Genomic DNA, 11,609 nt, shown 5'->3' on the forward strand with positions numbered 1-11,609 from the left:
GCCCAGCACGGCTCTTCCCCACAAGGAGCAATGTCATGATCACGGCATTACGTCCGTTGTCGGTGCTCGCACTCGTGGCGGCCGCCGTCGCCCTCGTCGGCACCGCGTCACCCGCCCACGCCGCGCAGGCCGCGGTCCCGTCGGCGGTGCGCCAGGCGGCGCTGCGGGTGATGCCGCTCGGCGACTCGATCACCTGGGGCGTCGGCAGCAGCACCGGCAACGGCTACCGCGGCCCGCTGTTCACCGCGCTCACGGGCGAGGGGTACGTCCCGGACTTCGTCGGCTCCGGCCGCGGCGGCACCATGACCGACCCCGACAACGAGGGCCACTCCGGCTGGCGCATCGACCAGATCGCCGGCATCACCGACTCGGTGCTGGCCACGTACAAGCCCGACGTCGTCACGCTGATGATCGGCACCAACGACCTGAACCAGAACTACCAGGTGTCCACGGCGCCGGACCGGCTGCGCGCCCTGGTCGACCGGATCACCGCCGACGCACCGGGTGCCACCGTCCTGCTGGCGGACCTGACCGTCTCCACGTCCGATCCCGTCGTGCAGGCCGCGCCCGCCTACGACGCCGCGGTGGGCCGGATCGTCCAGGCCGAGCAGACGGCGGGCAAGCACGTGGCCTACGTGGACATGGGCGCCCTGACCAGCGCCGACCTGTCGGATTCGCTGCACCCGAACGACTCCGGCTACCAGAAGATGGCCGCGGCCTGGAACCAGGGCATCCAGGGCGCCGACTCCGCCGGCTGGATCCAGCAGCCGCAGGCCGTCACCGGGCGGGTCGCCTCCGCCATCGCCGGCAAGTGCCTGGACGTCAACGGCGGTTCGTCGACCGCAGGCACCGCCGTGCAGATCTGGGGCTGCAACGGCACCGCGGCGCAGACCTGGACCGCCGGCACCGACGGCACCCTGCGCGCGGTCGGCAAGTGCCTGGACGCCACCGCGAACGGCACGGCCAACGGCACGCCCGTCGAGATCTGGGACTGCAACGGCGGCGCCAACCAGCAGTGGCAGCCCTACAACGGGGGCTTCCGCAACCCGGTCTCGGGCCGCTGCCTGGACGACCCGGCCCTGTCCACGACCGACGGCACCCAGCTCGAACTGTGGGACTGCAACGGCGGCGCCAACCAGCAGTGGACCCTTGGCTGAGCCCGCTCGCCGGCATCCCCCCACCACAGGTGAAGGAATCCCCATGCCCGTGGCCCGGCACAGAGATCTGCCGCACCGCGGCCGGCCGGCACCCACGCCGGCCGCGTCCGCGACGACCGTACGGCGCGCGCCCGCACGCACCTGGAAGCCCAACCGGAAATGGGCCAGAACCTGACGTCACCGTTTCGCTCAGGCGGCAGCGCCATGCGTTCGCCCGAGGCCGCGGGGGATTTCCCCGGGCCTTCCCCCACGTGAGATGTGAGGAGTGTCCGTGACATCTTCGATACGGCAATGGCTGCTCGTGACAGGCGGATCGAGACAGCGAGGCTGGTGGGGTCTGCTCGCCGTGACCGCGCTTCTGGCCTCGTTCCTGTACGGGGCCGGGGTGGCCGGCGCGCCCGTCGCGCGCGCCGAGTCCAACGGCGCCGCCCTCACCCCGCAGGCGGGGTGGAGCAGTTGGAGCTTCGTGCGGCAGAATCCGACGGAGGCCACCATCGAGGCGCAGGCCGCCGCGATGGCCTCGACCGGCCTGGTCTCCCATGGCTTCACCTACGTCAACATCGACGACTTCTATTACTACAACCCCGCCACCACCGTGGACTCCTACGGTCGCTGGGTGGTGGACACCGGCAAGTTCCCGCACGGCATGAAAGCCGTCGCGGACTACGTGCACGGGCAGGGCGAAAAATTCGGCATGTACCTGACGCCGGGGATCCCGGTGGCCGCGTACAACCAGAACACCCCGATCCAGGGCACCTCTTACCACGCCCGCGACATCGTCTCCGACACCACGCACTACGAGAACAACTACAACTTCGGCAACGGCGCGATGTACTTCATCGACTGGGCCAAGAACCCGTCCGCGGCGCAGGCTTATCTCAACTCGTGGGCGAATCTGCTCGCCTCCTACGGCGTCGACTACCTCAAGATCGACGGCGTCGGCACCTCGGACATGGCCGACGTGCAGCACTGGTCGCAGGCGCTCAACCAGAGCGGCCGCACCATCCACTTCGAACTGTCCAACTCCCTGGACATCAACAACGGCGCCAACTGGCGGAATTGGGCCAACGGCTGGCGCATCGACGGCGACGTGGAGTGCTACTGCAGCACCCTGACCAACTGGAACAACGTCTCCCAGCGCTTCAACGACCTGCCGGCCTGGGTCCGCTACGACAGCCCCGGCGGATGGGGCGACCCGGACTCCGTCGAGGTCGGCAACGGCTCCAGCGACGGCCTGACCCCCGACGAACGGCGCACCCAGCTCACGTTGTGGTCCATCTCGGCGGCCCCGCTGATCCTGGGCACCGACCTGACCCACATGGACTCCGGTGACCTGGCACTGCTCACCAACGACGAGGTGCTCGGCGTGGATCGCGCCGGCCGCCCGGCCCACCCCGTGGTGCAGGGCGCGCAGCAGCAGACCTGGTGGGCCTACAACACCGACGGCACCTACACCGTCGGCCTGTTCAACCTCGGCGGCTCCACCGTGAACGTCACGGCGAACTGGTTCGACCTCGGCTTCACCGGCAGCGCCGCGGTCCGTGACCTGTGGAGCCACACCGACCTCGGCTCCTCCAGCGGCTCGTTCACGGCCTCCGTGCCCAGCCACGGCTCCCGGCTGCTGCGCGTCACCCCGGCCGCCGGCCACGGCACGATCGGCACCCCGCTGGTCAGCAAGCTCTCCGGCCGCTGCGTCGACTCCCCGCAGGGCACCACCTACAACACGGTCCAACTGGAGGTGTGGGACTGCAACGGCGGCGCCAACCAGCGGGTCGTCCACAATTCCTCGGCCAGGACGCTCACCCTGGAAGGCAAGTGCTTCGACGCCTACGACAACCGGACGGCGGCGGGCACACCCGTGGAGATGTACGACTGCAACGGCGGCACCAACCAGCAGTGGAACATGAACAGCGACGGGACCATCACCGGCGTCCAGTCCGGACTGTGCCTCGACGTCACCGGTACCACCAACCCCAACGGGGACGGCCTGGAGCTGTGGGACTGCAACGGCGGCGCCAACCAGCAGTGGACCCTCGGCTGACCGATCCGACGCCGGCGCTCACCGCATGACAGCGTCCGGTCCAACGGACGTACCGGTAAGGACGTCCCGTCGCACGGCAAGGGCGAAGCGCCCGGCCGTACGGCGGATCCTGCCGGGGGCCGTTGGACCGGACGTCGGCCGCCCGTGCGGTCGGACGGGGTACGGGACTTCGGGGTCCCGGGAGGACGGGGGTGAATGGCCGCAGGGGCATCGTCCGGCACTTCACGGCCGCCGAGGTGATTCGTTCGCGCGGGAGCGGGAAGCCGAGCCGGGGTCCCCAGGGGCCCGTACTGCATCATATTGACGGGGGGTGACGCGCGTGCTCCCCGTCCGACAGCGGTTGCTGTCCGTGCCCACTGTGAGACCGGGTCCTTGGGAGGCGTGCCGTTGTGAGTGAGACGGTTGACAGAGCTGCGGCGGCCGGCGAAGTGGGCGAGCCCGAATTGCGGCAGCTGCTGGCGGGGCTGACGGCGGTCCGGGACGGTGATTTCGGTACGCGCCTGCCGGACGACGCGGAGGGCCTGCTCGGCGAGATCGCCGGGGTCTTCAACGGCATGGCGGACCAGTTGTCGCTGTTCACCTCTGAAGTGACTCGCGTGGCCCGTGAGGTCGGCACCGAGGGACGGCTCGGCGGCCAGGCCGAGGTGCCGGGGGTCTCGGGTACCTGGAAGGACCTCACCGACTCCGTCAACGCCATGGCGGGCAACCTGACGCGGCAGGTCCGCGACATCGCGCAGGTGGCCACGGCTGTGGCCAAGGGCGACCTGTCGCAGAAGATCGACGTCGACGCCCAGGGCGAGATTCTGGAGCTCAAGAGCACGGTCAACACGATGGTGGACCAGCTTTCGTCGTTCGCCGACGAGGTCACCCGCGTGGCCCGTGAGGTCGGCAGCGAGGGGCGTCTGGGCGGCCAGGCGGAGGTCAAGGGGGTCGCGGGCGTCTGGCGCGACCTGACAGATTCGGTCAACTTCATGGCCGGGAACCTCACCAGCCAGGTCCGCTACATCGCGCAGGTCACCACGGCCGTGGCCAAGGGCGACCTGTCGCAGAAGATCACCGTGGATGCCCGCGGTGAGATTCTGGAGCTGAAGTCCACCATCAACACGATGGTGGATCAGCTTTCGTCTTTCGCCGACGAGGTCACCCGCGTGGCCCGTGAGGTCGGCACCGAGGGGCGTCTGGGCGGCCAGGCGGACGTCAAGGGCATCTCGGGCACGTGGAAGAGCCTGACGGAGTCCGTCAACGTGATGGCGGACAATCTCACCGATCAGGTGCGGTCCATCGCCGAGGTGACGACCGCGGTCGCCAAGGGCGACCTCTCCCAGAAAATCCGTGTCGACGCCCGCGGCGAGATCCTGGAGCTGAAGGAAACCATCAACACGATGGTGGACCAGCTTTCCTCGTTCGCCGACGAGGTCACCCGCGTGGCCCGTGAGGTCGGCACCGAGGGCAACCTGGGCGGGCAGGCGACCGTGCGCGGCGTCTCGGGGACCTGGAAGGACCTCACGGACAACGTCAACGTGATGGCCTCGAACCTGACCGGCCAGGTGCGTTCCATCGCGCAGGTCGCGACCGCGGTGGCCCGCGGCGACCTGTCCCGCAAGATCACCGTGGAGGCCAAGGGCGAGGTCGCGGCCCTGGCGGAGGTCATCAACACGATGGTCGACACCTTGTCGGCCTTCGCCGACGAGGTCACCCGCGTGGCCCGCGAGGTCGGCACCGAAGGCATGCTGGGCGGCCAGGCCCGCGTCCCCAACGTCGCCGGCACCTGGAAGGACCTGACCGACAACGTCAACTCCATGGCCAACAACCTGACCGGTCAGGTCCGCAACATCGCGCAGGTCACCACGGCCGTGGCCAACGGCGACCTCACCCGCAAGATCGACGTCGACGCCCGCGGCGAGATCCTGGAGCTGAAGACGACCATCAACACGATGGTGGACCAGCTCTCCTCGTTCGCCGCCGAGGTCACCCGCGTGGCCCGCGAAGTCGGCAGCGAGGGCCGGCTCGGCGGCCAGGCCGAGGTCGAGGGCGTATCCGGGACCTGGAAGCGGCTGACGGAGAACGTCAACGAGCTGGCCGGCAACCTCACCCGCCAGGTGCGGGCGATCGCCGAGGTCACCAGTGCCGTCGCCGAGGGCGACCTGACCCGTTCCATCACCGTCGAGGCGTCCGGCGAGGTCGCCGACCTCAAGAACAACATCAACGCGATGGTCGGCTCGTTGCGCGCGTCCACCCGGGCCAACCAGGAGCAGGACTGGCTCAAGTCCAATCTCGCGCGCATCGCCGGCATGATGCAGGGCCACCGCGACCTGCCGCTCGTCGCAGGGCTGATAATGCAGGAACTCGCCCCTCTGGTCGGTGCCCAGTTCGGCACCTTCTACCTCGCCGAAGAGGGCGGCAGCCACCCGGAGCTGGTCCAGATCGGCGCCTACGGGGCGGTCGGCGGCCCCGCGGACGGCATTCGCCGATTCGCCTTCGGCCAGTCCCTCGTGGGCCAGGCGGCGGTGAACCGGCAGACGATCGCCGTCGAGAACGTGCCGCCCGGCTACGCGAGCATTTCCTCCGGCTTCGGGCACAGCGATCCGACCCACCTGATCGTGCTGCCCATCGTGGCCGAGGACCAAGTGCTGGCCGCCATCGAGCTGGCCTCCCTGCACCGGTTCACCGCGGTGCAGCGCGACTTCCTTGAGCAGCTGAAGGAGGCCATCGGCGTCAACGTCAACACGATCCTCGCCAACGCCAGGACCGATGAGCTGCTCGAGGAGTCCCAGCGCCTGACCGCGGAACTCCAGGCGCGGTCCCAGGAGCTCCAGGTACGCCAGGAGGAACTGCAGCGGTCGAACGCGGAGCTGGAGGAGAAGGCCGAACTGCTGGTCAGCCAGAACCGCGACATCGAGACGAAGAACCTCGAGATCGAGCAGGCCCGGCAGGAACTGGAAACGCGCGCGCAGGAGCTGGCGCTGGCCTCGAAGTACAAGTCGGAGTTCCTGGCCAACATGAGCCATGAGCTGCGGACCCCGCTGAACAGCATGCTGATCCTCGCGCAGCTCCTCGGGCAGAACCCCGGGCGCAACCTCACCGCCAAGCAGGTGGAGTACTCGGAGATCATCCATTCCGCGGGCTCGGATCTCATGCAGCTGATCAACGACATCCTCGACCTGTCCAAGGTCGAGGCGGGAAAGATGGACATCGCCCCGGAGGAGGTGCCGCTGCGCCGCCTGCTGGACTACGTCGAGGCGACGTTCCGGCCCATGACCAGCCAGAAGGGTCTGGCCTTCGAGATCGTCACCGCGGAGGGGATGCCCACGGACCTGGTCACGGACGATTCCCGGCTGCGGCAGATCCTGCGCAATCTGCTGTCGAACGCCGTGAAGTTCACCGAGGCCGGCCGTGTGGAGCTGAGGATCGAGCCGGCCGAGGACAGGGACACGCCCGCCTCGGTCCGCCGGCACGGACCGGCCATCGCCATCCGCGTCGTCGACACCGGTATCGGCATCCCCCGTGCGCAGCTGGAGGTCATCTTCGGGGCTTTCCAGCAGGCCGACGGCACCACGAGCCGCAAGTACGGCGGGACGGGACTGGGCCTGTCCATCAGCCGGGAGATCGCTTACCTCCTCGGCGGCGCGATCACCGTCGACAGCACTCCGGGCAGGGGCAGCACCTTCAGCCTGTATCTGCCCGTCGCCCGCCCGGACTTCCTGGCGCTGGCGAATGCGGCCCTGGCAGGTGAGGAAACGGAAGCCACGGCCGAGGCCCCCGCTCCTCAGCTCGTGGCGGCAACCGAGCAGATGCCGGGGCACCAGCGCAGGCTGCTGGTGTTCGAGGAGCAGCCGCGGGGCCTGCTGTCCATGGTCGCGGAAAGCGCCAGGGCCGATCTGTTCGACAACCGGAACGAGAGCGGTTCCACTCCGAATGTGGAGATACTGTCCGCGGTCAACACTGAGGAGGCCGCCGCGGCGCTGGCCGCCGGAGCGTGCCACTGCGTCGTACTCGATCTGGGCATGCCCGACGCCGTCACCGTGCGCTTCCTCGCGGCCATGGACGCCGACCCGGCGCTGAGGGCCGTGCCCATCCTCGCCCACAACGGCCGCCGACTCGACACCGCCCAGGAGCAGGTGCTGCGGGCGCGCAGCGCCGACCGGCCCCTGGAATTGCTGTCCAGCCTGGACGAACTGCGCGAACGGATCACGCTGCACCTGTCCGTGCAGCGGCCCGGCGACGTACCTTCCCTGCTCCCGGCCGAGCGCACCGGCGAGCCGGCCGCGCAGCCTGCGGCGAGCGACCTCGCGCTGACGGGCCGTACCGCGCTGGTGGTGGACGACGACGCGCGCAACCTCTACGCGCTCACCGGCATCCTGGAACTGCACGGCATGACCGTCCTGCACGCCGACAACGGCCGGTCGGGCATCGAGACACTCACCCGGCACCCCGGCATCGACATCGTGCTCATGGACGTCATGATGCCGGAGATGGACGGTTACGCGGCCACAGCGGCGATCCGGCAGATGCCGGTGTATGCCGATCTGCCCATCATCGCGGTCACGGCCAAGGCCATGCTCGGCGACCAGGAGAAGAGCATGGCCTCGGGAGCGAGTGACTACATCACCAAACCGCTCGACGCCGACGCCCTGATCGCACGCATCCGGCATTGGCTGGCGATCTGATGACCCTCACACCCGCGCGTCCGCACCCCTCCCACGGCGACCGGGGGCGCGACGATGTCTGAACCCGCGACACCTGAACCCGCAACGCCCGCCACCGCAGGCCGTGACGAGCCCGGGGAGACGGTCCACGCCAGGAACCTGGGCAGACTGGCCGCGACCGTGGAAAGGCTCCAGGAAGAGGTGCGGCGGGCCCACGCCACCGCCGACGGCCGCGCATTGGTGGAGATGGCCAAGGGCGTGCTGATCGAGCGGCTGCAGTGCGGTCCCGCCGAGGCGGCGCAGCAGCTCACCGTCCTGGCCGGGGCGGCGAACGTGTCCGAACTCGAACTGGCGGCGGACATCATCGACCAGGCCGCCCGCGACCGGCTCAGCGAAGTGGCCCGGGACTTCCTGGCGCGGGTGCGGGCCTCGGACGGCACCGGGGACGGCGCCGGGGACGTGGCCGTCGCCCGTTCCGCGGCCGGTCCGGTCTCCGTACGGCTTCGCACCGCCGAAAGCGGGGCACTGGCCGCGCCGGACAGCCAAACGGTGATCTCGGCGGTGTTCGAGCACGCCCTGACGCCTCTGGGTGCCAAGGCGGCGGCGGTCTGGACACCGGGCCCCGGCTCGTCCTTGCTGCTGGCCGGGCAGGCGGGATTCGCCGCGGCGGAGGCGGAGCACTGGCACCACGTGCCGCCCGGGGTCACGACCCCGGCCCGTCAGGCCCTCGACAGGAGGGAAGTCGTCTGGATCACGTCGCTGTCCGAAGTCGGTATGCCGTCGATCGGCCACCGCCGGCTCAGCGAGGGCGGGCGGGCGGCAGTACCGGCGGAAGTGAACGGCCGTATGCTCGGCGTCCTGGAGATCTGCTGGGCCACCCCGCTCCCCCCTCAGCCCCCGCAGATCGAGCGGCAGGTCCGCGCGCTCGGCGAACTGGTCGCGCGCACCCTCGACTCCCGCCCCTCGCGCGGCCCGGACGCGGGCCCGGGCGGCTCCGGTGCGCCCGAGGCGGCCGAATTGATCGAGCTGGCGGACGGCCTCCACGATCCGGCCCTGGTGCTGCTGCCCCACCTCGGCCCGGACGGGCAGCTCATCGACTTCCGCATCCACCACGTCAACGCCCGTTTCACCGACCCCGCGGGACGCTCACGCGACGCGCTCACCGGCAGCCTGCTGCTGGAGACGTACCCGATGGCGGCGGAGGAGGGAGGGCTGCACGAGAAGGTCGAACACGTGCACGCCACAGGTGAGCCCTTCCGCGCCGCCGGCATGGCACTGCCCGCTGTCGTCGGCCAGGTGCGGGTGCCGGCCAAGGCCGATGTGAGCATCACCCGGTTCGGCGTCTGCGTCCTGCTGGTGTGGCGACAGGAGGACGACACGGCGAGGCTGACGAGCCTGCTCAAGCACGCCCAGCGGCTGGGCCGGATCGGCGGCTTCGAGGAGAACTACGTCACCGGCACCGTCGCCTGGAACAGCCAGCTCTACGACCTGTACGGGCTCGCACCCGCCGCGTCGCCCGTCCCGCTGGAGGAGCTGCCCTCCCGGGTACACAGCGACGACGTCCTCGACAGCGGCCGCTTCCTGCGCACCCTCTACCACCACCGCCGAGCCGCCTCCGGCGTCTTCCGCCTCCTGCGGCCCGATCGCAGCGTGCGGCACGTGCGGATCGTAGCCGAGCCCGAACTCGAACAGGACCGCCGACTCGTCGCCGTACGCGGCGCCTACCAGGACATATCCGCGCAGCACTGGGCCGAAGTGGCACTGTCCGCCACCCGCGACCAACTGGCCCACAGCCAGGAGCAGACCGCGGCGCACAACCGCCTGGCCCGCCAGTTGCAGCAGGTCATCATGCCCACCGCGTACAACCCCGTCGACTCCTCCGACCTGCGCATCGCCGTCCGCTACCGGCCGGCGGAGGACGAGCACCTGGTCGGCGGCGACTGGTACGACGCCATCGTCCTGCCCTCGGACCGCGTGCTGGTGGCGGTCGGGGACGTCGCCGGGCACGGCATCGACGCCGCCACCGGCATGGTCGCCCTGCGCAACGCGCTGCGCGGACTGGCGGCCACCGGAGCGGGACCCGGACAGATACTGTCCTGGCTCAACCTCGTCACCTACCACTTCACCGAGCAGGTCACCGCGACGGCGGTGTGCGGCCTGTTCGATCCCGCCGAGCGCACGTTCCGGTGGGCCCGCGCCGGGCACCTGCCCCCCGTGGTCGTGCGGCGTGACCACGCACACCACGCGGAGATCATCAAGGGCCCATTGCTGGGTGCCGTCCAGGACGCCGAGTACGCGGAGGGCCAGTTGCGGCTCGAAGCCGACGACGTGCTGATCCTTTACACCGACGGGCTCATCGAACGCCGGGACCGTTCCCTGCAGGAGACCCTGGATCACCTGCTGACCCTCGCCCGCAAACCCGCCGGAACGCTCGACCAACGCCTCGACCACCTGCTCACCCACAGTGGTGCCGACACCGACGACGACACCTGTATCGTCGGCATCCACGTCAAATAGGCCCCGCTGGAGCGGACTTACCTCATGCCACCACAACCGAAAGGCGTCCGCCGAGCGGATGCGACGGGCGGATGGGCCGCAGGCTTCTCCCGGCCGGAGAGGTCGGCCTGAATTGTCGTGCCCGGACCTTCGCGACCAGGCGGCCTACGACGGACAGCCCGCGTCCATCGGCGCCGCCCGCTCGTTCCTCGACGCGTTCCTCACTCATGTCTCCTTGTGCCAGGTCCTGCCGCAGCGCCAGTGGGAAGCAGCCAGGCTCGTGGTCAGCGAACTGGTGACGAACGCCGTACGCCACACGCCCGGGCCGTGCGTCGTCACCCTCACGGTGAGCGGGACCGAGCTGATGATCGAGGTCACCGACCTGTCCACCAGCCCGCTCCTGCCGGAGGCCCACGGTCCCTCCCGTATCGGCAGGCACGGCCTGGAGATCGTCGTTGCCCTCTGTCAGAGCCTGACCACCCACCCGGCGCCGAGCGGTAAAACGGTCGCAGCCCGGCTGTCCATAGGCTGACCCCCTCAGACCCGAGGCGTTAAGGAATCACATGCGACACGATGACAGCCCTCTTCCGGACGAAAGCCGGCGGGTGAGCGTCGTCATCGCGGGGGAGACACTGGACTTCGTCACCGCCCCCGCGCTGTTCGAAGCCATCACCACGCGGCTGAGCCCGGCCACCCCGAACGTCGTCGTCGACTTCTCCCGCACGTCCTTCATGGACTCCAGCGGCATCAACGCCCTGCTGCGCGCCCACCGCCTCGTCCAGGCGGCCGGCGGGTGGATGCGGCTGAGCGCGGTGGCGGAACCGGTCCTCAGTCCCCTGCAGATCGTCGGCCTCGACGAGATCCTCTCCATCTACCCCACCGTCGAGGCCGCCTGCGCCGACGCGGTGTGACCGGCTGAGTTCACCGCACTACGCATCCGTGGTGAGCCAGCCGATGTCCCCGGATTCCGGCAAGCGGCCGAGCCCCTCCATGGCGGACTCGACCCGTGACAGCGTCGCTGCCCTGCCGACGGCCCAAGCCTTGAACGGGTGGTCGGGGTCATCGGTCAGATCACCCGCCGCGGCGCCTGTGTCGAGCAGATCACCGACGATGCGCAGGGTCAGCCGCTTCTGCTCCTCGAAGGTGTGCCCCTTGCCGAGTAGCTTTCCGACGGCTCCGGTGATCACGGAGAAGCCGAGCCAGTCGTCACGAGCGTAGTCGACCAGGTAGGAGAGCTCCTCCCGGTAATCCTCTTCAGTCGGCATACTC

General features: G+C 69.7%; 7 protein-coding genes. 6 read left to right on the forward strand and 1 reads right to left on the reverse strand.

Translation table 11 applies throughout. The features are described 5' to 3' along the window. Positions 1 to 35 precede the first annotated feature (35 nt). The 6 genes from ITX44_RS00150 to ITX44_RS00175 all read left to right on the forward strand — a co-directional run bounded on the left by ITX44_RS00150 (position 36) and on the right by ITX44_RS00175 (position 11,251). Positions 36 to 1,157, forward strand: coding sequence for an SGNH/GDSL hydrolase family protein (locus ITX44_RS00150; RefSeq protein ID WP_205354873.1), 1,122 nt, complete (start codon positions 36 to 38; stop codon positions 1,155 to 1,157). A 271-nt stretch (positions 1,158 to 1,428) separates the two neighbouring features. Continuing rightward, the gene (locus tag ITX44_RS00155) at positions 1,429 to 3,198 is read left to right on the forward strand and encodes a glycoside hydrolase family 27 protein (RefSeq protein ID WP_205354874.1); all 1,770 of its coding nucleotides are present in this window, start codon (positions 1,429 to 1,431) and stop codon (positions 3,196 to 3,198) included. Positions 3,199 to 3,587: 389 nt separating this feature from the next. Then, positions 3,588 to 7,865 (forward strand): HAMP domain-containing hybrid sensor histidine kinase/response regulator, encoded by a 4,278-nt coding sequence (locus ITX44_RS00160; protein WP_205354875.1) that lies wholly within the window; start codon positions 3,588 to 3,590, stop codon positions 7,863 to 7,865. A 54-nt stretch (positions 7,866 to 7,919) separates the two neighbouring features. After that, on the forward strand, positions 7,920 to 10,361 hold the full coding sequence (locus tag ITX44_RS00165) for a SpoIIE family protein phosphatase (protein ID WP_205354876.1): 2,442 nt from the start codon (positions 7,920 to 7,922) through the stop codon (positions 10,359 to 10,361). A gap of 112 nt (positions 10,362 to 10,473) precedes the next feature. Then, the gene (locus tag ITX44_RS00170; protein WP_205354877.1) at positions 10,474 to 10,872 is read left to right on the forward strand and encodes an ATP-binding protein; all 399 of its coding nucleotides are present in this window, start codon (positions 10,474 to 10,476) and stop codon (positions 10,870 to 10,872) included. A gap of 31 nt (positions 10,873 to 10,903) precedes the next feature. Beyond that, a complete protein-coding gene (locus tag ITX44_RS00175; protein WP_205354878.1) occupies positions 10,904 to 11,251 on the forward strand; it encodes an STAS domain-containing protein in 348 nt (115 codons plus the stop codon). A gap of 18 nt (positions 11,252 to 11,269) precedes the next feature. Here ITX44_RS00175 and ITX44_RS00180 read toward each other — a convergent pair whose 3' ends face one another. Continuing rightward, positions 11,270 to 11,605: a hypothetical protein gene (locus ITX44_RS00180; RefSeq protein ID WP_205354879.1), complete on the reverse strand. Its 336-nt coding sequence runs from the start codon at positions 11,603 to 11,605 to the stop codon at positions 11,270 to 11,272. Positions 11,606 to 11,609 lie beyond the last annotated feature (4 nt).

It is taken from the genome of Actinacidiphila acididurans, from assembly GCF_016918855.1.
In the GTDB taxonomy this organism is placed as follows: domain Bacteria; phylum Actinomycetota; class Actinomycetes; order Streptomycetales; family Streptomycetaceae; genus Actinacidiphila; species Actinacidiphila acididurans.